The organism is Candidatus Symbiobacter mobilis CR (assembly GCF_000477435.1).
Lineage (GTDB): Bacteria > Pseudomonadota > Gammaproteobacteria > Burkholderiales > Burkholderiaceae_C > Rhodoferax > Rhodoferax mobilis.
On sequence record NC_022576.1, the window covers coordinates 2851139 to 2870346 of the forward strand.

The window sequence follows — 19208 nt, forward strand, 5'->3', positions numbered from 1 at the left end:
ACTAAGGAATAAAGTTAGTTATTTTTTACTCCTTCGTATCAGCCTGCTAGGGTGCGTACCATTGAGGCATGTAGGCTTAGGACTTGAGCGCTTGCAAAGCACGTTCCAGCACTTGCCTGTCGGAAACATCTTTGTCGCGCATGGTTCGCTTGGTTCGCAGCAGCCCTTCCAGATCGACCGTACGAACCGGGGTTCCCTCCATGTCGACCGTCACGGCGAAGGGCTGCAAAGACTCATACGTTTCTCCGCAGGCATTGAGCATCACATCGACGGGAAAGGCATCGGCAACGCGAATGTTGTCGCCTTCGGTGAACCACGCAGGATCCAAGTCCTTGGCCGCCTGGTCTGGTAGGACCATGAGCGCAGCCTTGATTCGCCTGCGCATGGGTCAGAAAACGGTATATCCCTTTGGGGATGAAGGTGGTTTACCAGTGGGCAGCCGGTGGAGGGCGTCGTTGCAACGTGCCCCCATCGCAAGGAGATTGCCGCTGGGGGACGCACCGATGGGGCGTTTCCCCCCTACTGCTTCCATCTTGCCAGCACCCCAAACGGGTTCGGCGGTTCTTCGTGCGGGTTGTCGTGCGGTTCTTCGTCATCGCCTGGCGCAGCCTTTGTATTCGGCATATCTGGCATCGTTCGTAGCGTGCAGTCTTCGTGGCGCGGCGAGAGGGGGAGGGCGAGCAGCACTTCGTCTTCGACCAGTTCGCTCAGGTCGAAGGGAACGCTGAGCACCAGGATGTCTTCTTCGCAATCGGGGTCTTCGCGCTCGGCAGTCGCTTCGTCATGGACGAAGCGGAAGTGGCGGTCGATCTCGATGAGGGTGTCCACGGGGGTCAGGCAACGCTGACATGGCAGGGGAAGGCAGACTGCCACCTGCAAGTGCAGCCACAGCACCGCTGGGGACGTGGGGCGCTGGCGTACACAGGATAGGTGCGCTTGCCAGTGCATCGCACGGTCTGCGCCTTGCGATTCGGTGGCTTCCAGCAGTCGTGGGAATGCGGCGAGGGTGTCCACGCCTTCCATCGGAGCAAGGGCTTCGGCGGCGCGGCGCAGGTCGATGCGGGGGGGGTGCTTGCTCATATCGACAGTGTAGAAAAGCTGTGGCGCATAGTACGGGAACAGAAGTGGATCGTGCCAGACTACGGGTTTCGGGTTCCCTGGCAGGAACCCTTGTTGGCAGACTGGATGAAGACATGGGAGGTATAGGCATGGCGATGATTTCTTTTCCCTCGGACTGGATTGTTCCCGCGTGGCAGGCTCCGGCACAGGTGCGTGCTGTGTGCACGACGCGCGCCGGGGGCGTATCGCAGGCACCTTTTGATACGTGCAACCTCGCCGACCACGTGGGGGACGACCACGCTGCCGTCATGGCAAACCGCGCTGCGCTGCAAGGGATGATCGCGGCCAAGCCGGTGTACTTGTCGCAAGTGCATGGGTTGGAGGTGCTAACGCTGGATGCGCAAACCCCCGACGGATGCACGGCGGATGCGAGTTGGACCGCGCTGCCTGGCATGGCATGCACGGTGATGGTGGCCGACTGCCTGCCTTTGTTGTTGGCGGATCGGCAGGGGCGTTGGGTGGCGGCTGCGCACGTGGGATGGCGCGGTTTCGTCGGCAAGGACGGCGTGGGCATGGTCGATGCCAGCCTTCGCGCAGCAATGGAACGCGGCGGGTGTACTGCGCAGGATGTTGTCGCGTGGATCGGCCCCTGCATCGGGCCGGAGGCCTTCGAGGTCGGCAAGGAAGTGTGCGACGACGTCTTGGCCTACCACGCCGACGCTGCTGCGCACATGCGCCAGCTTTCCCCCGAGACTTGGCAAGTGGACTTGCCTGCACTCGTGCGCCAACGGTTGGGCGCGCTGGGGGTGACGCGCATCGATGGCAACGATTCGTCAAAGCCGTGGTGTACCTACGCCAACCCCGCGCGGTTTTATTCGTACCGGCGGGATGCTGTCTGCGGGCGCATCGCCGTGGCAGTGTGGATTTGCGACGTTGGCTACGCAGAGGCTGCCCGCAGCGTGCGTGGGGGCAGGTAGGCAACGGCTTCGGCGATGGCGCGGATGTGCTCGGGGGTCGTCCCGCAGCAGCCGCCAGCTACGTTGAGCAGCCCTTCCTGGGCAAGCTGGCCTAGCAGACGGCCTGTGTCTTCGGGCTTTTCGTCGAAGCCGGTGTCGCTCATCGGGTTGGGTAGACCGGCGTTGGGGTAGCAGCTCAAAAACACATCTGGCGCGGCGCGGTGCAGCTCTTGCAGCGAAGGGCGCATCAGCGCGGCGCCCAGCGCGCAATTCAGCCCCACGCACAGGGGGCGTGCGTGGCGCACGCTGTACCAAAAGGCGGAGACGGTCTGCCCGCTCAGGATGCGGCCGGAGGCATCGGTCACGGTGCCACTCAGCAGCACGGGCAGGCGCTCCCCGCATTCCTCCCAGCATTCCTCGATCGCAAAGATCGCTGCCTTGGCATTGAGCGTATCGAAGATGGTTTCGATCAGCAGCGCATCGACCCCACCTTGCACCAGGGCACGCGCCTGTTCCAGGTAGGCCTGGCGCAGTTCTTCAAAGGTGATGTTGCGTGTGGCGGGGTCGTTGACATCAGGACTGATGCTCGCAGTCTTGGGCGTAGGCCCGATGGCGCCGAGTACGAAGCGGGGCCGTTGCGGCGTAGAGAACCGGTCGCGCTGCTCGCACGCCAGGCGCGCAGCGGCAAGGTTCATCTCTATCGCCAGGTGGGCCAGCCCGTAGTCGCCCTGGGCAATCGACGTCGCGCCGAAGGTATTGGTTTCGATCAGGTCGGCACCGCTCTCCAAGTACTGGGCGTGGATCGCGGCGATGACATGGGGCTGGGTCAGGTTTAGCAACTCATTGTTGCCTTGCACGGCGCCAGCCCAATCACGCAGCAATTCCCCCCGAAATTGGGTTTCGTCGAGCTTCTGCCGCTGGATCATGGTGCCCATCGCGCCATCCAAAACCAGGATGCGCTGCTGGAGCAACTCGGGCAATGGTGTTGCGCGGGTATAGGGGGGAAAAAGGTGGTTTGGCATCCGGGGCATGGTAGGAGGTGGGGGGTGATGGGGTTGGTGGGGCTGGGGGCATCATGGAGGCTGCTGGATGGTAGTGGACGGGGTTTGTGCCCGGCGGTCACGTTCACCGGAATATGCAGTTGATGCAGCGCAAAGGCCAGCCGGGCTGGACGGCTGATGCCGTTGCACGCATCTGCGTCGAGCAGATCACAATGCGCGCAGTGATGGATGCCGAACGTGTACTGGGGAATGAGGTGCTCGACGTGTCGGCACAGAAGTGCGGCTGGGACGTGACCAGCATCCCCAAGGCTCTCGACGGTCGTCTGCCAACGTCCCGCCACATCGAAGTCAAGGGCCGCGCCAAAGGCCAGACCACGATCACGGTCACGCGCAACGAAATCCTCTACGGTCTGAATCAGGCCGGCAAATTCATCCTGGCCATCGTGATCGTCGACGGTGAACAGTACGAAGGGCCGTTCTACATTCGTCAGCCCTTTGCGCAGGAGCCGGATTGGGCTGTGTACAGCAGCAACCTGGATATCGCTCAACTCTTGAACAAGGCCAAAAAGGTTGGAGAAGAAAGATGAAAATCAAGGAACTATATCTACAAAATTTCCGCTCGTTTTCGGTAGCTCATATCAAATTTGACCCTTTCCTGACGGTTATCGTTGGAGAAAACGGCATCGGCAAAACTTCCATTCTGGATGCAATCGCCATAGCCTTTGGCCGGTTGCTGACCAAATTACCAAAAATCAAGGGTGTGTCATTCAAGGATACTGATCTACGAATGTTGGAAAATGAAAAGCGTTCACCATTCGTTCATTACTGGATACATGTAAACGGCTTTTCCGGTGAATATATTCAATGGTCGAATGGAAAAAAACGGGATTCTTCGGACAAGACAATCAAGGAAATTATTTCGTCAATTCTTGATCTTGAAAGATTCAATGCGGGCTACAAACAAATCGACAAATTTGCGGACAGCCTCATTGATAAACATAATGGCAATGAAGGTTATTCCATGCCTGTTATTGCGTATTATGGAACAAATCGCGCTATCCTTGATGAGGTGCAGCGCAGAAGAAATTTTCGCAAGGAATATTCGCGGTTTGAAAGCCTGGTATCGGCGCTCAATCCTAACGCAGGGTTCAAGGAGGTTTTTGAATGGTTTAACGCCATGGAGGATATGGAGCGTCGTAAACAGATGGAATATAAGAACTTTGGTTATACATTGCCCGAGCTGAATGCGGTCCGGAAGGCCATCGAATCCATGCTGCCAGGATTCAGTCGCCCTCGAACGGAAATTCGCCCTCTCAGGTTCGTCATAGACAGAACACTTGATGACGGAAGCAAGCTCACACTCCGAATTGGCCAGTTGAGTGATGGCTACCGCGTCATGTTGGGTTTGGTTATGGACTTGGCAAGACGATTAGCACAGGCCAATCCACCTTATGAGTACGACACAGGAGTAGGCAGAGATAGTACTGACCCACTGGATTCACCTGCCATCGTACTGATAGATGAAGTGGATTTGCACCTACATCCGAAATGGCAGCAGCGGGTACTAGGCGATCTGCGACGCACATTCAGGAATACGCAATTCATCGTTACCACCCACAGTCCCCAGGTACTAACCACAATCCCTTCCGAATGCATTCGGATACTGAAAGACAACCAGATTTATTCCGCACCGCCCGGAACGGAAGGAGCGGAACCAGAGCGCATGCTCAAGCAGGTGCTGGGTGTACATGAAGTGCGCCCCCCCGCCAATCCAGCGACTCAGGAGCTGAAGGAATATCTCGCCTTGGTCGACAAAGACCAATGGAATTCTCCGCACGCCCTGGAATTGCGTGAAAAGCTAAATGCCCGTTACCAAGGCAACGAGCCAGCATTGTTGGAAGCTGATTTACGTATCGAAAACCGCAAGTGGGAGCTGGGAATATGAAACGGGTGCGCAGACAGCCAGAGCCTATCCAGCTCACCAACTATCGTCATGCCAACCCATTCTGCACTTGGCAACAAATGCGGGACGATGCAATGCACGATGGTCCGGCTGCCTACGAAGAAAGCCGGAAAAAACTGATCGCAGGCCAAGGTGGAATTTGTGCATTCTGTGAAATCGATATCTGTGATAACGATCCGCTGCAATGCAGGGTGGAGCACTTCCATCCCAAGTCTGATATTACTCAGGCGCACAACTGGGCCTTGGACTGGAATAACTTATTGGCCGTTTGCGCGGGCGGCTCTTACAGGTTTGCGTCTGCGCCCTATGTCCATGAGCCATTGGCTGAAAACCTAAGCTGCGACACCCACAAGAACCGAATGATCCAGGTAGGGAGGCTGCAAGAACAATGCGAAGGATGGATTCTTGACCCTGCTGCAATCCCAGCATTCCCCAGTCTTTTCCGTCTGGAAATGAGTACTGGACGACTTCTGCCCGACCCCGACCACTGTGCTGTCCTGCCCATCTGGCCTGGTAATCGTCATGCTGACGTGCCAACCCTGGTACAACACACGATAGATATGCTCAATCTCAACTGTGACCGACTTTGCAATGCAAGGCTGACCATCATCAGAGATATCGAGCGCAACAAGAAAAAGCAACGTATGGCAGGATTTGCTGCGCACCAGGGCTTGGGCAACTTGGCCGCCCATTACCTGCGCCAACGCTGGCCGGGATTCTTTTCCACTATCCGTTTGTGCCTCGGTACAGCCGCCGAAACGTATTTGGCAAACCTTGGCTATCAGGGCTGATCGTGATTCCCATCAAAACCCCCAAAAAACTCATCGAAGTTGCTCTCCCGCTTGATGCCATCAACGTTGCCGCTGCGCGGGAAAAGTCCATTCGCCACGGCCCCCCGTCCACGCTGCACCTCTGGTGGGCGCGGCGGCCGCTGGCAGCGGCACGGGCGGTGATCTTTGCGCAGATGGTCAATGACCCCGGCTACAAGCGCCACCTGGGGCGCGGGGTGAACAAGGAATAAGCTGCCATCGAGCGGGAACGTCTGTTCCAACTCATGGAAGACTTGGTGCAGTGGGAGAACACGAACAACGAAGAGGTGCTGAAGCGTGCCCGCACCGAGATCCGCCGCTCGTGGCGCTAGACCTGCGAACTCAACAAGAACCACCTCCATGCGGCTGCGTTATTCAACCCGGACAAACTGCCCGCCTTCCATGATCCCTTTGCCGGTGGGGGCGCGCTGCCTTTGGAGGCGCAGCGCCTAGGGCTGGAGAGCTACGCCAGCGACCTGAACCCCGTAGCGGTGATCATCAACAAGGCGATGATCGAAATTCCGCCGCGCTTTGCGGGCCGTGCGCCGGTGGGGCCAGTGGTTTGGGAACCCTCTACCTCTGGGCTACCGTATGCACACAATTTTTGAATTCCCCCTCGTTCCCACGCTCCAGCGTGGGAACGAGCGGAAAAGGCGCAATGGCTGCTGGCTACGATGCGCGCCTATGTCCAACGTGCGTTGATGCGCTTGTGCCAATTGCATGCCGCAGCGGACGTACAGGATTTGCGCTTGCCCCCATCGAACCGGCTGGAGTTGTTGAGCGGCGACCGCAAAGACCAATGGAGCATCCGCGTCAACAACCAGTGGCGCATATGCTTCCGGTTTGAGGACGGCAATGCGTACGACGTGGATATCGTGGACTACCACTGAGGAGCTAACACCATGAAAAATTTGGACAATGGACTTCCCGCCATTCACCCAGGGGAATTTCTGCACGAAATACTTGTTGCGCTGAGGCTGACACAGACCACCTTTGCCGAAGCCATTGGTGTCTCGCCCATGCGCGTGTCGCACCTGCTCAGAGGCCAGCGCCCTGTCACAGCAGAACTTGCGCTGCGCCTGGGTCGCGCACTGGGGCAAACGCCGCAGTACTGGCTCAACCTGCAGTCGGCTTACGATTTGAAGATCGCGCAGGTGGCGTTGAAAGACAGCCTGAAAGACGTGCGGGTGCTGGAAGCAGCCTGAATGCATGAGCAATCTTGCGCCCGTTAACTCGAACGACCCCAGCGCATGGTGCTCGCTCACACCTGCCACGAAGCATCTGATTGATTTGATTGGCATGAACCCCAGGCCTCGCCGACTGACACCATACGAGATCGAATTGCTGCTGCAGAGCAAGCGTGAACTGGCCGAGCAAGCCTTTGCAACGCCCACGGACGCATCCACACACAAGCTCGTACCTGCAGTGTGAGTTCGTTCATTCCGCTTTCCCATCACATATCAAAATTGCCCTGAGCGCCCACCACGCCATGCATCCTTCCCACACCGTCACCATCGAGCTGGCCGACCGCAGCTACCCCATCGTGATCTCCTCGGGGTTGCTGGACGATCCGTCGAGCTTTGCGCATCTTCCTTCGGCCAGTGCGGCGGTCATCGTCACCAACACCACTGTTGGCCCGCTTTATGGTCAGCGGCTGGAGCGTGCGCTGGGGCCGCAGTTTCCCGTGGTGCATACCGTCACCCTGCCCGATGGCGAGCAATACAAAACGTGGGACAGCATCGCAGCGATCTTCGATGTGATGCTGCGAAACGCCTGCGATCGCAGCACCGTGCTGTTCGCGCTGGGCGGCGGCGTGGTGGGGGACATCACCGGCTTTGCCGCTGCGTGCTACATGCGTGGGGTGCCTTTCGTCCAGGTGCCGACGACGTTGTTGGCGCAGGTCGATTCCTCCGTCGGGGGGAAGACCGGGGTGAATCATCCCCTGGGCAAGAACATGATCGGCGCGTTCTACCAGCCAGTGCGCGTCGTCTGCGACTTGGACACGCTCGCGACCTTGCCACAACGTGAGCTGGCTGCAGGGCTATCCGAGGTCATCAAATATGGCCCGATTGCCGATGCGGTGTTTCTGGACTGGATCGAGCAGAACCTGGATGCGCTGGTGTCCCGCTCCCCGCAAGCCTTGGCCTATGCTGTGCGGCGCAGTTGCGAGCTGAAGGCGCAAGTGGTGGGGCAGGACGAGCGCGAATCGGGCCTGCGCGCAATCCTGAACTTTGGTCACACCTTTGCCCACGCCATCGAAGCGGGGATGGGCTACGGCGCGTGGCTGCACGGGGAAGCCGTGGGCAGTGGGATGGTGCAGGCCGTGCGCTTGTCGCATCGGCTGGGGTACGTGGACGAGCGCTTTGTCACTCGGCTGACGGAGATGGTGCAGCGGGCGGGCCTGCCTACGGCGCTGCCCGTGCTCGACGAGGCAGACAACGCTGGGCGCTACCTGGAACTGATGCGCCGCGACAAAAAAGCTGCCGGGGGCGCGATTCGCTTTGTGCTCATCGAGCGGCCCGGCTGTGCTGTGGTGCGGCAAGCGCCGGACGCAGCGGTGCGTGCGGTGCTTGGGGGCTCGTGATTACGGCGCTTGCCGTTCCGAACTGAGGTTGACGGTGTAGCCGCTACGCCGCAACAAGGCGTTTTTGCGGGCTTCTGCCAAGTCGTTGTCGACCATTTCCTGGATCAGTACCTCAATGGGAATGTCCGGCGTCCACCCGAGTTTTTCGCGGGCGAGGGTGGGGTCGCCCAGCAGGGTTTCTACCTCGGTGGGGCGGTAGTAGCGGGTGTCTACGCGCACGACGGGGCGGTCGTTCCAGTACCCCACTTCGTCTACGCCGTTGCCTTCCCACCGCAGCGACATGCCCAGCGCCTGCGCGGCCATCTCGACAAATTGCCGCACGCTGTATTGCACCCCGGTGGCGATGACGAAGTCCTCGGGTTGTTCCTGCTGAAGCATCAGCCATTGCATCCGCACGTAATCGCGGGCATGGCCCCAGTCGCGCAGGGCGTCGAGGTTGCCCAGGTACAGGCAGTCTTCCAACCCCTCATAAATATTGGCCAGGGCGCGGGTGATTTTGCGGGTGACGAAAGTCTCCCCGCGCCGGGGGCTTTCGTGGTTGAACAGGATGCCGTTGCAGGCGTACATCCCATACGCCTCGCGGTAGTTGACGGTGATCCAGTACGCATAGAGCTTGGCTACGGCGTAGGGGCTGCGGGGGTAGAAGGGGGTGGTTTCGCGTTGGGGCGTCTCCTGCACCAGACCGTACAGCTCGCTGGTGCTGGCCTGGTAAAAGCGGGTTTTGGCGCCCAACCCCAGGAAGCGGATGGCCTCCAGCAGGCGCAGGGTGCCTAGCGCATCCACGTCTGCCGTGTACTCGGGGCTTTCAAAACTGACGGCAACGTGGCTCTGCGCACCGAGGTTGTAGATTTCGTCGGGCTGGGTGAGCTGGACGATGCGGGTCAGGTTGCTGCTGTCGCTCAGATCGCCGTAGTGCAGGGTGAAGCGACCGTTCCCGTGGTGGCTGTCTTGGTAGACATGATCGACGCGCTGCGTGTTGAACAGGCTGGAGCGGCGCTTGATACCGTGGACGATGTAGCCCTTTTCAAGCAGGAATTCGGCCAGATAGCTGCCGTCTTGGCCGGTGATGCCCGTGACGAGCGCGACTTTGGGTTGGGGCATGGGGCTTCTCCGTGACTCTCCTTTCCGAGCGGGAAAGGGCGGTTCTAACATTCCCCTCTCCCACCGGGAGAGGGGCAGGGGGTGAGGGCAGGGTGCAGCAGCACGCAAGCAGGTTTATTACACCGTGTGCGCAGGTTCACCGCAATGGCTGCGAACGAAGTCTGCATACGCCAGCGCCAGCCCTTCGCGCAGGCCCACGCGGGGGCGCCAGCCCAGGTTGTGCAGCACGCTGCTGTCCATCCATTTGCGCGGCGCTCCGTCGGGCTGGGTGGGGTCAAAGACGATGTTTCCGTTGTAGCCCACGACTTCAGCAATCGTCTGCGCCAACTCTGCAATCGGCAAGTCGCTGCCAAAGCCCACGTTCAGGTGGCTGCACATCGGCGTGGTGTGTTGCCGGTACGTGGCCAGGTCGAGCTGCATGACGAAGACGCAGGCTGCGGCCATGTCGTCGACATACAGAAACTCGCGCCGGGGAGTGCCGGTACCCCAGATGACAACCTGTGCGCTGCTTGCGATCTTGGCTTCGTGAAAGCGCCGAATCAAGGCCGGGATGACGTGGCTATGGACGGGGTGGTAGTTGTCCCCCGGGCCGTAGAGGTTCGTCGGCATCACGCTGCGGTAGTCACGCCCATACTGGCGTTGGTAGCTTTCGCAGAGCTTGATCCCGGCAATCTTGGCGATGGCGTACGGTTCATTGGTCGGTTCCAGCGTTCCGGTGAGCAGCGCGCCCTCCGCCATTGGTTGCGGGGCCATGCGGGGGTAGATGCAGCTCGACCCCAGAAACAGAAGCTGCTGCACCCCGTTCCGGTGTGCTGCGTCGAGGACGTTGGCCTCAATCATCAAATTCTGGTAAAGAAAGTCTGCGGGGTAGTGGCTGTTGGCCCAGATCCCCCCCACCCGGGCAGCGGCCAGGTACACCACGTCTGGCTTTGCTGTACGAAAGAAGTCCCCGACGGCCTGTTGGTTGCATAGGTCGAGTTCGGCGTGGGTGCGGGTCAGGATCGACTGTTGCGGCGTGCCCTGCGCCAACAGTGCGCGGACGATGGCGCTACCCGCCATGCCCCGGTGGCCGGCGACATAGATTTTGGGGTGATGTGTCGCAGTCATGGGGGAAGGCTCAGGGCTTGGCCAGCAGCGCGTTGATGGCGTCGAGGTCGCTTTCTTGCAGCGAACCATTAGCCTGGCGCAGCCGCAGGTGCCCCAGCAGCACGTCATAGCGCGCTTGGGAGAGCTTGGTTTGCGTGTCGAACAACACGCTTTGGGCGTTGAGCACATCGACATTGACGCGCACGCCGACTTCGTACCCGGTGCGCGTGGCATCCAGGGCGCTTTGGCCCGATGTTTGCGCGGCTTCGAGCGCACGTACCTGGCTCATGCCAGCTTGCAAGCCGAGGTAGGCCGTGCGCGTGGCCTGTTCGACCCCGATCAAGGCGGACTGCAAGTCTGCCTGCGCTTTTTCTTCGAGTGAGACGGTTTCCTGTATCCGGTTGCGGATCGAAAACCCGGCGAATACCGGCCATTGGGCTTGCAGTCCCACATAGGTCACGTTGTTGCGGTAGTCCTGCGCGGTCTGCGTGGAACCATCGTTGCGTGTCACGGAATAGCTTCCGGTCAAGTCCAAGGTAGGCAAGTCAGCGGCTGTTGCCTTGCGGTGTTCGAGTTGGGCGATCTCCAGCCCCCATTGGGCTTGGCGCACCGTCGGGTGGGTAGAGCGGGCGGTGTCGACCCACACGCCCATGTCGGCTGGCGCGATGGCGGGCAGGGTAGCTTGTGGGGATAGCGGCTGTACGGTGGTGTCTGCCGTACCCGTCAGCTTGTCGAGCGCAATCTGGCGTATGCGCAATGCGTTTTCTGCGGCAATTTCCTGGGCGATGACGAGGTCGAAACGCGCCTGCGCTTCCCGTGTGTCGGTGATCGTCGCGGTGCCGACGTCGAAATTGCGCTGCGCGCTGGACAGTTGCTCGGCAACGGCTTTCTTCTGCGCTTGCACCAGCGCTAGGCTATCCTGCGCGGCAAGCACGTCGAAATAGGCCTGGCTGACGCGAACGAGTAGATCCTGCGTCGCGGCCTGCCACTGCGTCTGCGCCAGTTCCTGCTGCAATTCCCCTTGGCGCGCTGTGGCGACGTTTGCGGGACGGTATAGCGGCTGGGATGCCGAGAGCGTGGCGGTGCGTGCCCCATACCCGCCCCGGTCGAAGGCAGCGACATCGCTCGACACATTCGTCCGGTTGGCGCCATAGGTCAATTGCACGGAGGGCAACACTGCCGATTGCGCTTGTGCTCCTTGCGCCACGTTGGCATCGTGCGTGGCCCGCGCAGCGCGGTAGGCGGGGTCATGAGCCTTGGCAAGGTTGTATGCCGTGGTGAGGTCGGCAGCATGCACGGAGAAGGCGGCGGTAGCCACCAAGGTCAGGGAAGAGAACCATTTCATGGCAAGGCACCCACGGTTGGGGCGAAAAAGAACAAGGACTCGGAACACCCGAGACGAGGACGAGGACCAAGGTAACGCACCGAATCTGCCCAGGCAGAAGACTGGGCGCGGCGCCCCTGGATCATGCAAAACGAAACGGAGAGGCTTGGGGAAAGCGCAGCAGACGGGGGACGGAAGTTTCCCAATGCGTGATGGCGTCCCAGCGCGTATTGCCAGAGCGGGTGATGGTTTGCGCCTGCATGGCGGGTTCTTCCCCCACGATGGCGATCAAGCGGCCATGAGGCTTGAGTTGGTTCAGCAGAACCTGGGGAACTTCGGCAACGGAACCACCCAGCACGATCAGGTCGAAGGGAGCGTCCAGCTCGGCACCCCGAGCGCCATCGGTCTGGCGGATCGTGACGTTGTGAATGCAGGCTTTTCTCAAGTTGGCTTCGGCGATGGCGGCCAGCTCGGGGTGGATTTCCAGGCCCAGCACACTGCTGCCCATCCGCGCCAGCATGGCAGTCATGAAGCCCGTTCCCACGCCGATTTCCAGCACTTTGTCGCCGGGCTGCACCGTGGCGTCTTGCAGCAGACGGGCCTGTACGCCGGGGCGCAGCATGGTTTGTCCGCATGGCAAGGGGATATCGATGTCGGCAAAGGACAGCGAGCGGTAGGCCTCCGGAACGAAGTCTTCCCGCTTCAGGTGCGCCAACAAGTGCAGCACTTGCGGGTGCGACACCGACCAGGGGCGTACCTGCTGTTCAACCATGTTGTGGCGTGCGCGTTCAATATCGGGCAGTGGCATCGGGTACTCCCAAAAGGGGGGATTGGGCGAGAAAAATCCCCAATAAAGCCTTGAGATTGTAGGTAGGAGGGTAGTCGATCCCTGGGTTTTCGGGTTCGGCTGACGGTTGTGCGCAAGTCTTCATGGTTGTAGGAGCAGCAGAAGCTGCGATTTGTCTGTTGCCGAAGAGCATGGAAGACTCAAGCCCAGCAGGTTTTTTGTATGTGACGGCTCGGAAACCTCAGCTTCGTAGAATGCCACATCCCCTACGCTTCGGAACTCCAGAATCCATATTCCACCAATGTGCTGGAAACGGCATGTGAACATCCCTCCCCATGCAAGCTCCCCCCCCACAGTCCCCAGCGTGCGAGCCCGTACCCCCCGGTACCCCTTATGAGGCCGCGCTAGGGGAGCTGGAGCGGTTGGTGGCGTCGATGGAATCGGGCGAGTTGCCTTTGGATCGCTTGCTCAACGAATACCGCCGTGCTTGTGCGTTGGTACACCACTGCCGGGGGCGGCTGGAAGCAGTCGAAGAACAGTTTCGCGTGCTGGATCAGGGAACGGCCAAGCCATGGACTCCGGAAGCCCTGTGACCCCAGTGATTCCAGTGACTCCCATTCCAGTGCCCGTGACTGTGACTCCAGGAACCCTGGTGCCTCCTTGCGACCTTGATGCCTGGATTGCGCAGCAGCGTGACCGGGTGGAGCGTGCGTTGTACGAGTGGGTGTGCGCCCCGGCGGATCATCCTGGGCTGGTGGCTTTGGTGGATGCGATGCGCTACGCGGTGCTCGACGGAGGCAAGCGGATTCGCCCCCTGTTGGTGCTGGCTGCCTTCGATGCCGTGCGCGGTGGGTTGGCGCAGGACTATTTGCCTGCGGAGGAATGGGAGGATGAAGTCGCGCGGCGCGGCGCTCCCGCAGTGGGCTGGGAGCGGGAGGAAGACCCCGCCCAGTCTGCCTTGCGTGCGGCCTGTGCGGTTGAATTGGTACATGCCTATTCGCTGGTGCATGACGACATGCCTTGCATGGACGATGACACTTTGCGCCGGGGCAAGCCTACGGTCCATGTGCAATTTGGGCAAGCGCTGGCTTTGCTGGCTGGCGATGCCTTGCAGGCCCTGGCTTTCGAGCTGCTGACTCCGACGGGTTCTACCGTTCCGGTGGCGCGGCAAGCGCGCTTGTGCAGGCTGTTGGCGCGTGCGGTGGGCTGCGCGGGCATGGCGGGGGGGCAGGCCGTCGATTTGGCCAGCATCGGGCAGCCTTTGGCCGAGCCTGCTTTGCGAGCCATGCACGAGCGCAAGACTGGCACCTTGTTGCAAGCCAGCGTGCTAATGGGGGCCGCGTGCGGGGAAACGACGTCTGCCGTCGTTGCAGCGCTAGAGTCCTTTGGCGCTGCCATAGGCTTGGCGTTCCAGGTGGTCGATGACATCCTCGACACCTCCTCGGACACAGCCACTCTGGGCAAAACCGTCGGCAAGGATGCGCGGCAGCAGAAGCCGACCTACGTGTCTGTCCTCGGTGTAGATGTGGCCACGCAGTATGCGCATTCCTTGCGCGACCAGGCCTTGTCCGCGCTGGGTTCCAGCGGATTGGCCGATACCCGTCTTTTGCAGGGGTTGGCGCATCGTCTGGTCGATCGGGCGAGTTAGCCACAGGCCAGCGAGGTGCCGCTGCGGGGCGGCTTTGGTGAACATCCATGTCCAGTTTCGGTTCCCTTCTGACCAGCATCGATAGCCCTGACGATCTGCGCAAGTTGCCGCGTTCGCAGCTCCCGGCTTTGGCTGCGGAGTTGCGGGATCTTTTGGTCGAGAGCGTTTCCCGCACTGGCGGGCACCTCAGTTCCAACCTCGGCACCGTCGAGCTGACGATTGCGCTCCACTATGTGTTCCAGACCCCGCATGACCGGCTGGTGTGGGATGTGGGCCACCAAACCTACACCCACAAGATCCTGACCGGAAGAAAGGCGCGCATGGCCACGCTTCGGCAGCGCGGGGGGCTGAGCGGGTTTCCCCAGCGCGCTGAAAGTCCGTTCGACGCCTTTGGCACCGCGCATTCCAGTACGTCGATTTCGGCGGCGCTGGGCATGGCTCTGGCCAGCCGCTTGCGTGGGGAACAACGCCACACTGTCGCAGTGATCGGCGACGGGGCGATGACCGCCGGAATGGCCTTCGAGGCATTGAACAACGCGGGGGTGTCCAACAGCAATTTGTTGGTCGTACTCAATGACAACGACATGTCAATCAGCCCCCCCGTCGGGGCGCTCAACCGGTATCTGGCTCGCTTGCTGTGCGGGCAGTTCTACGCGGCGGCCAAGCAGGCCGGAAAGCAAGTTCTCAAAAGCGCGCCGCCCCTGTTTGAGCTGGCGCGCAGGCTCGAAGAATCTGCCGTGGGGATGGTCAAGCCCGTCACGCTTTTCGAGAAATTCGGGTTCGACTACGTAGGCCCGATCGATGGGCACGATGTCGATGCGCTCATCGACGTGCTGGAGCAAATCAAACAGCTCGAAGGCCCACGGTTGCTGCATGTGGTCACCCGCAAAGGGCAGGGGTACAAGCTGGCCGAGGCAGACCCCGTGGCCTACCACGGCCCCGAGCGCTTCGACCCCGCAGTCGGGGTGCAGCGCGCCGCGTCTGTTGCGCCTCCGACGTTTTCGCAGGTGTTTGGCCGTTGGCTGTGCGATATGGCCGAGGCCGACTCCCGGCTGGTGGCCATCACCCCCGCGATGCGCGAAGGCTCGGGGATGGTCGAGTTCGAGCAGCGCTTTCCCCAGCGGTTTTTCGATGTGGGCATCGCCGAACAGCACGCGGTGACTTTTGCCGCAGGCTTGGCCTGCGAGGGGCTGAAGCCTGTGGTGGCGATGTATTCGACCTTTCTGCAGCGGGCCTACGACCAGCTCATCCACGACGTGGCGTTGCAGAATCTGCCCGTGGTATTTGCGCTCGACCGCGCCGGGATCGTTGGCGCGGACGGCCCCACGCACGCCGGAGCCTACGACATCGCCTTTCTGCGTTGCATTCCCAACATCGCGTTGGCGTGCCCCGCAGACGAGAACGAGTGCCGCCAGCTTTTGAGCACGGCCTTTGCGCAGTCCGGCCCCGTGGCTGTGCGCTACCCGCGTGGAGTGGGGGCGGGGGTGGTGATCCAGCCAGGGTTGGAACCTTTGCCTATGGGCAGGGGCGACATTCGGCGCCAAGGCAAGGCAGTGGCCATCCTCGCTTTCGGCACCCTGCTGTACCCCGCGATGCAGGCGGCGCAGGCGCTTGATGCCACGGTCGTCAACATGCGGTGGGTCAAGCCACTGGATGTGCAGTTGTTGCGTGAGGTGGCAGCCCAGCACGACGCTCTCGTCACCGTCGAGGAAGGGTGCATCCAGGGCGGCGCGGGCAGCGCGGTGGTCGAAGCCTTGCAGGCGATGGGGCAGCCTGGTTCCATGCTCCCCGTACTGCAACTGGGCCTGCGCGACGAGTTCATCGAGCATGGCAACGCTGCGGAACTGCTGGCGTTACAGGGGCTGGATGCGGCCGGGATCGAATCCAGCGTAAGACGCTGGCGCGGCGCGCTCGTGTAAGAGCGGACAGAAGTCGCGATGGTTTTCCGACTATGAACCAATTTCAGTAGGCAGGCGAGCCGAAGCAGTGTGCGTGGCGCCGGAGCGCAGGAACCGGAATGTACTGACAGTACATGAGGATTCCGAGCACCGCCGCCGCGTGCAATGCGATGGCGCAGCCCCTACTGGAATAGGTTCTACGGACTAGATGCGTGCGTACCTTGGCCTATGCCGGGCGGCCGGGCGGCGGTAGGCACCCTGCATGATTAGCCCGCACGATCAGCCTGCGCGAGCCTTGCGCCGGGCCAGTTCTTCCCCGATTCTGGATTTGGCTTCGGGGTAAATCAGCGCTTCTTCCAGCGTGATGTGGTCGTGGCACAGCGTGACGAAGACTTCGACGTAATGCCGAAGCTGCTCCAGATCCGGCCAGTCTTCGTCACGGGCAATGCCCCGCAGCATGGGCGCGAGTTCCAGCCAGTTTTGCTCGATCCAACCATGGTCTTGTTGCAGGGTCCGTACTGCATGTACCAGTTCGGCGCTCTCGCTGGTGAGCAGCGTAGGGAAGACGCTGCGCTCTTCTTCAGCGTGGTGCGCGCGGCTAACGCCGGAGAAAAAAGCCTCGATGTTGGCCACTTGCTGGCGACAGACAGGGTCGTTCTGGATGTCGTCGAAGTGGTCGAGCAGGTCATGGAGCGCTGCCAGATGCCGCGCAATCTGCACATGGCAGGCATCAAGCGCTTCGAAAGGCTGGAGCGGGGCGACAGAGTGCATGAAAATCTCCTGGGGCGCAGACGGAATAACGGCTGGCTGGAATGGCAAGCGGGCGAAGCGATGAAGGATTATCAGCCTGTAGCCTTGTAGTCCCATTCCCCCCCTATCACGTACTTCAAGGTCTTTCCCCATGGCTGCCAATGTCCCCGCACCACAGCGTCCCACCCATGTTCCTGTGGAGTGGGTGGATCGCGACCGTAGCTTGCTCGACTTCCATGCGCGGGTGTTGCATTGGGCGCAGCGTGACGATGTTCCGCTGCTGGAGCGGGTGCGGTATCTGGCGATCGTCGCAGGCAATCTCGATGAGTTTTTCGAGGTACGCGCTGCGTTGTATGTACGGCTCTGCGAACCCCAGGCTGCGTTGGATGCGATCGAACCCGCTGCGCAGGCCGCCTTGTCTGCGGCGGCGCACCGCCTTGTCGAGGAGCAATACGCCGTCTACCACGACCGCATCGTTCCGGCGCTGGAGCAGGCAGGCATTCATATCATCCCGCACCGCAAGCGTTCTGCGGCGCAGAAACGCTGGGTCAAGGCCTATTTCGACCGGGAGGTGCGGCCCCTGCTGCTACCCATCGGGCTGGATCCTGCGCATCCTTTTCCGCAGGTGGCGAGCCGTTCGCTCAACTTCATCGTCCGTCTTGCGGGCAAGGACGCTTTTGGGCGCGTCAACGAGGTTGCCATCCTCAAGGTGCCCAAAAACTTGCCCCGGATCGTCCGCCTGCCCAAGAGCCTCGGTGGCAAGCGCATCCTTGCCGTCACGATTTCGAGCGTGATTCGCGCCCATCTGCCGGAGTTGTTCACCGGGCGCACGGTGGTGGAGTTCGCGCAGTTTCGGGTCACGCGACATTCGGATCTCTCGATTGACGAGGCCGACGCGAGGAACCTGCGCACCGCGCTGCGCCAGGGGCTGGAACACCGCAATTACGGACAGTCCGTGCGGTTGGAGGTGTCTGCCGACTGTTCGCCGTTCTTGCTCCAGGGCTTGCTGCGTCAGTTCGCGCTGCCAGCTTCGGCGCTATACCCCATTCGAGGCCCGCTCAACCTGGTGTGGATGCATGAGCTGATCGCGCTGGTTCAGCAGCCACGGTGGCTGTTTCCGCATTACGAGCCGACGTTTCCTCGTGGGTTGTTGGGGCATGCCTCGATCTTCGAGCGACTGCGCGCTGGTGATGTGCTGTTGCACCATCCTTTCGAGAGCTTCGATGGAGTGCTGGCTTTTTTGCGCGAGGCCGTTTCCGACCCCGACGTGCTCGTCATCAAGCAGACCATCTATCGCACGGGCACTGATTCGGCGCTGATGGAACTGCTACGGCAGGCGGTGCAGCGGGGCAAGGAGGTCACGGTCGTCGTCGAGATCAAGGCGCGTTTCGATGAGGAAGCGAACCTGCACTGGGCGGAGCAACTCGAATCGATCGGCGCGCTGGTGGTGTACGGTGTCGTGGGGCTGAAGACGCACGCCAAGATGCTGCTGGTGTCTCGGCGGGAATCGCGGGGGATTCGCCGTTACGCGCACCTGTCGACCGGGAATTACAACCCCCGCACTGCTGCCGGGTACACGGATCTGGGCTATCTCACGAGCCGCCCCGACGTGACGGCGGACGTGGAAAACGTGTTCGCCTTGCTCTCGAACCAAAGCCGCATCCCGAAACTGAACAAGCTGATCCTTGCGCCGTTTTCCCTGCAACGGTACCTGCTGGAATGGATCGACCGCACTGCGCAGGCTGCACTGTCTGGGCGGGCGGCCCGCATCATCGTCAAGGTCAATGCGCTTACCGACGAAAAGCTCATGGACGCCCTGGTGCGCGCTGGGCAGGCCGGGGTGGGCATTGATCTTCTCGTTCGCGGGGCGTGCATGCTGCCCGCGCAGATTCCCGGCAAAACCGACCGCATTCGTGTGCGCTCGATCGTCGGGCGATTCCTGGAGCATTCCCGCATCTTTTCTTTCCTTGCCGGGGAGGAAGAAGTCCTGCTGCTTTCCAGCGCGGATTGGATGAACCGCAATATGTTGCGCAGGGTCGAACTCGCATGGCCCATCGACGATCCCGCTTTGCGCGAGCGCATCCGGCAGGAGTGCTTGCAATACTACTTGGACGACCGCGCCGATGCATGGGATCTGCAAGGCGACGGGCGCTACGTGCCGGTGCAGGCATCCGCTCCAGATGCCGAGGGTGCCCAGGCCAAGCTCATGGCGACGTACCGCGCCACCTGAGGCGGATCGGTA

At 61.1% G+C, this 19208-nt stretch carries 22 protein-coding genes; 14 read left to right on the forward strand and 8 right to left on the reverse strand.

Annotated features, from left to right (window positions below; all coding sequences use genetic code 11):
• Window positions 1-76: 76 nt before the first annotated feature.
• Complete coding sequence (locus CENROD_RS11670; protein ID WP_022776579.1) at window positions 77-385, reverse strand: hypothetical protein; 309 nt, start codon at window positions 383-385, stop codon at window positions 77-79.
• A gap of 134 nt (window positions 386-519) precedes the next feature.
• Window positions 520-1080: a YceD family protein gene (locus CENROD_RS11675; RefSeq protein ID WP_022776580.1), complete on the reverse strand. Its 561-nt coding sequence runs from the start codon at window positions 1078-1080 to the stop codon at window positions 520-522.
• Between the two features lie 128 nt (window positions 1081-1208).
• Here CENROD_RS11675 and pgeF point away from each other — a divergent pair, with 128 nt between their 5' ends.
• Window positions 1209-2036, forward strand: a complete 828-nt coding sequence (gene pgeF, locus CENROD_RS11680; RefSeq protein ID WP_022776581.1) for a peptidoglycan editing factor PgeF — start codon at window positions 1209-1211, stop codon at window positions 2034-2036.
• Here the strand turns inward: pgeF and CENROD_RS11685 are convergent.
• A complete protein-coding gene (locus tag CENROD_RS11685; RefSeq protein WP_022776582.1) occupies window positions 1997-3037 on the reverse strand; it encodes a homocysteine S-methyltransferase family protein in 1041 nt (346 codons plus the stop codon). The two genes, pgeF and CENROD_RS11685, sit on opposite strands and share 40 nt — an antisense overlap.
• Before the next feature lie 122 nt (window positions 3038-3159).
• On the opposite strand from CENROD_RS11685, the gene CENROD_RS11690 reads away from it, so the two are divergent.
• The 9 genes from CENROD_RS11690 (at window position 3160) to aroB (ending at window position 8372) form a co-directional block, all read left to right on the forward strand.
• The gene (locus CENROD_RS11690; RefSeq protein WP_022776583.1) at window positions 3160-3603 is read left to right on the forward strand and encodes a protein NO VEIN domain-containing protein; all 444 of its coding nucleotides are present in this window, start codon (window positions 3160-3162) and stop codon (window positions 3601-3603) included.
• Window positions 3600-4961, forward strand: coding sequence for an AAA family ATPase (locus CENROD_RS11695; RefSeq protein WP_022776584.1), 1362 nt, complete (start codon window positions 3600-3602; stop codon window positions 4959-4961). Before CENROD_RS11690 ends, CENROD_RS11695 begins: the two co-directional genes overlap by 4 nt.
• A complete protein-coding gene (locus tag CENROD_RS11700) occupies window positions 4958-5770 on the forward strand; it encodes a retron system putative HNH endonuclease (protein ID WP_022776585.1) in 813 nt (270 codons plus the stop codon). The genes CENROD_RS11695 and CENROD_RS11700 overlap by 4 nt, the downstream gene beginning before the upstream one ends.
• 2 nt (window positions 5771-5772) lie before the next feature.
• Window positions 5773-6000: a DUF1156 domain-containing protein gene (locus CENROD_RS14430; RefSeq protein ID WP_022776586.1), complete on the forward strand. Its 228-nt coding sequence runs from the start codon at window positions 5773-5775 to the stop codon at window positions 5998-6000.
• A 177-nt stretch (window positions 6001-6177) separates the two neighbouring features.
• Window positions 6178-6396 (forward strand): DNA adenine methylase, encoded by a 219-nt coding sequence (locus tag CENROD_RS14435; protein ID WP_151194632.1) that lies wholly within the window; start codon window positions 6178-6180, stop codon window positions 6394-6396.
• Between the two features lie 66 nt (window positions 6397-6462).
• A complete protein-coding gene (locus CENROD_RS11710; protein WP_022776588.1) occupies window positions 6463-6678 on the forward strand; it encodes a type II toxin-antitoxin system RelE/ParE family toxin in 216 nt (71 codons plus the stop codon).
• Window positions 6679-6690: 12 nt separating this feature from the next.
• Window positions 6691-6993 carry a HigA family addiction module antitoxin gene (locus tag CENROD_RS11715; protein ID WP_022776589.1) on the forward strand — a complete coding sequence of 101 codons (303 nt, stop codon included), beginning with the start codon at window positions 6691-6693 and terminating at the stop codon, window positions 6991-6993.
• A 4-nt stretch (window positions 6994-6997) separates the two neighbouring features.
• A complete protein-coding gene (locus CENROD_RS13750) occupies window positions 6998-7219 on the forward strand; it encodes a hypothetical protein (RefSeq protein WP_022776590.1) in 222 nt (73 codons plus the stop codon).
• A 58-nt stretch (window positions 7220-7277) separates the two neighbouring features.
• Window positions 7278-8372 carry a 3-dehydroquinate synthase gene (gene aroB, locus CENROD_RS11720; protein ID WP_022776591.1) on the forward strand — a complete coding sequence of 365 codons (1095 nt, stop codon included), beginning with the start codon at window positions 7278-7280 and terminating at the stop codon, window positions 8370-8372.
• On the opposite strand, the gene gmd is transcribed toward aroB, so the two are convergent.
• From gmd to CENROD_RS11740, 4 genes are all read right to left on the reverse strand, one after another.
• Entirely contained in the window at window positions 8373-9473 is a 1101-nt protein-coding gene (gene gmd, locus CENROD_RS11725; protein ID WP_022776592.1) for a GDP-mannose 4,6-dehydratase, read from the reverse strand.
• A gap of 117 nt (window positions 9474-9590) precedes the next feature.
• A complete protein-coding gene (locus CENROD_RS11730; protein ID WP_022776593.1) occupies window positions 9591-10580 on the reverse strand; it encodes a GDP-L-fucose synthase family protein in 990 nt (329 codons plus the stop codon).
• A 10-nt stretch (window positions 10581-10590) separates the two neighbouring features.
• Entirely contained in the window at window positions 10591-11904 is a 1314-nt protein-coding gene (locus tag CENROD_RS11735) for a TolC family outer membrane protein (RefSeq protein ID WP_022776594.1), read from the reverse strand.
• 121 nt (window positions 11905-12025) lie between these two features.
• Window positions 12026-12691: a protein-L-isoaspartate O-methyltransferase family protein gene (locus CENROD_RS11740; RefSeq protein ID WP_022776595.1), complete on the reverse strand. Its 666-nt coding sequence runs from the start codon at window positions 12689-12691 to the stop codon at window positions 12026-12028.
• Window positions 12692-13005: 314 nt separating this feature from the next.
• On the opposite strand from CENROD_RS11740, the gene xseB reads away from it, so the two are divergent.
• From xseB to dxs, 3 genes are read left to right on the forward strand one after another with little or no spacing between them, the layout of a single operon-like run.
• Window positions 13006-13263 carry an exodeoxyribonuclease VII small subunit gene (xseB, locus tag CENROD_RS11745; RefSeq protein WP_022776597.1) on the forward strand — a complete coding sequence of 86 codons (258 nt, stop codon included), beginning with the start codon at window positions 13006-13008 and terminating at the stop codon, window positions 13261-13263.
• A 41-nt stretch (window positions 13264-13304) separates the two neighbouring features.
• Complete coding sequence (locus tag CENROD_RS11750; protein WP_041194790.1) at window positions 13305-14318, forward strand: polyprenyl synthetase family protein; 1014 nt, start codon at window positions 13305-13307, stop codon at window positions 14316-14318.
• 47 nt (window positions 14319-14365) lie between these two features.
• Complete coding sequence (gene dxs / locus CENROD_RS11755) at window positions 14366-16237, forward strand: 1-deoxy-D-xylulose-5-phosphate synthase (RefSeq protein ID WP_022776599.1); 1872 nt, start codon at window positions 14366-14368, stop codon at window positions 16235-16237.
• Window positions 16238-16495: 258 nt separating this feature from the next.
• On the opposite strand, the gene CENROD_RS11760 is transcribed toward dxs, so the two are convergent.
• The gene (locus CENROD_RS11760) at window positions 16496-16987 is read right to left on the reverse strand and encodes a hemerythrin domain-containing protein (RefSeq protein ID WP_022776600.1); all 492 of its coding nucleotides are present in this window, start codon (window positions 16985-16987) and stop codon (window positions 16496-16498) included.
• Window positions 16988-17117: 130 nt separating this feature from the next.
• Here CENROD_RS11760 and ppk1 point away from each other — a divergent pair, with 130 nt between their 5' ends.
• The gene (gene ppk1 / locus CENROD_RS11765) at window positions 17118-19196 is read left to right on the forward strand and encodes a polyphosphate kinase 1 (protein WP_022776601.1); all 2079 of its coding nucleotides are present in this window, start codon (window positions 17118-17120) and stop codon (window positions 19194-19196) included.
• The last annotated feature ends 12 nt before the right edge of the window (window positions 19197-19208 follow it).

Coding starts and splice junctions, on each gene's coding strand:
- CENROD_RS11670 (WP_022776579.1), bottom strand. CDS start 385: ATGCGCAGGCGAATCAAGGCTGCGCTCATGGTCCTACCAGACCAGGCG.
- CENROD_RS11675 (WP_022776580.1), bottom strand. CDS start 1,080: ATGAGCAAGCACCCCCCCCGCATCGACCTGCGCCGCGCCGCCGAAGCC.
- pgeF (WP_022776581.1), top strand. CDS start 1,209: ATGGCGATGATTTCTTTTCCCTCGGACTGGATTGTTCCCGCGTGGCAG.
- CENROD_RS11685 (WP_022776582.1), bottom strand. CDS start 3,037: ATGCCAAACCACCTTTTTCCCCCCTATACCCGCGCAACACCATTGCCC.
- CENROD_RS11690 (WP_022776583.1), top strand. CDS start 3,160: ATGCAGCGCAAAGGCCAGCCGGGCTGGACGGCTGATGCCGTTGCACGC.
- CENROD_RS11695 (WP_022776584.1), top strand. CDS start 3,600: ATGAAAATCAAGGAACTATATCTACAAAATTTCCGCTCGTTTTCGGTA.
- CENROD_RS11700 (WP_022776585.1), top strand. CDS start 4,958: ATGAAACGGGTGCGCAGACAGCCAGAGCCTATCCAGCTCACCAACTAT.
- CENROD_RS11710 (WP_022776588.1), top strand. CDS start 6,463: ATGCGCGCCTATGTCCAACGTGCGTTGATGCGCTTGTGCCAATTGCAT.
- CENROD_RS11715 (WP_022776589.1), top strand. CDS start 6,691: ATGAAAAATTTGGACAATGGACTTCCCGCCATTCACCCAGGGGAATTT.
- CENROD_RS13750 (WP_022776590.1), top strand. CDS start 6,998: ATGAGCAATCTTGCGCCCGTTAACTCGAACGACCCCAGCGCATGGTGC.
- aroB (WP_022776591.1), top strand. CDS start 7,278: ATGCATCCTTCCCACACCGTCACCATCGAGCTGGCCGACCGCAGCTAC.
- gmd (WP_022776592.1), bottom strand. CDS start 9,473: ATGCCCCAACCCAAAGTCGCGCTCGTCACGGGCATCACCGGCCAAGAC.
- CENROD_RS11730 (WP_022776593.1), bottom strand. CDS start 10,580: ATGACTGCGACACATCACCCCAAAATCTATGTCGCCGGCCACCGGGGC.
- CENROD_RS11735 (WP_022776594.1), bottom strand. CDS start 11,904: ATGAAATGGTTCTCTTCCCTGACCTTGGTGGCTACCGCCGCCTTCTCC.
- CENROD_RS11740 (WP_022776595.1), bottom strand. CDS start 12,691: ATGCCACTGCCCGATATTGAACGCGCACGCCACAACATGGTTGAACAG.
- xseB (WP_022776597.1), top strand. CDS start 13,006: ATGCAAGCTCCCCCCCCACAGTCCCCAGCGTGCGAGCCCGTACCCCCC.
- dxs (WP_022776599.1), top strand. CDS start 14,366: ATGTCCAGTTTCGGTTCCCTTCTGACCAGCATCGATAGCCCTGACGAT.
- CENROD_RS11760 (WP_022776600.1), bottom strand. CDS start 16,987: ATGCACTCTGTCGCCCCGCTCCAGCCTTTCGAAGCGCTTGATGCCTGC.
- ppk1 (WP_022776601.1), top strand. CDS start 17,118: ATGGCTGCCAATGTCCCCGCACCACAGCGTCCCACCCATGTTCCTGTG.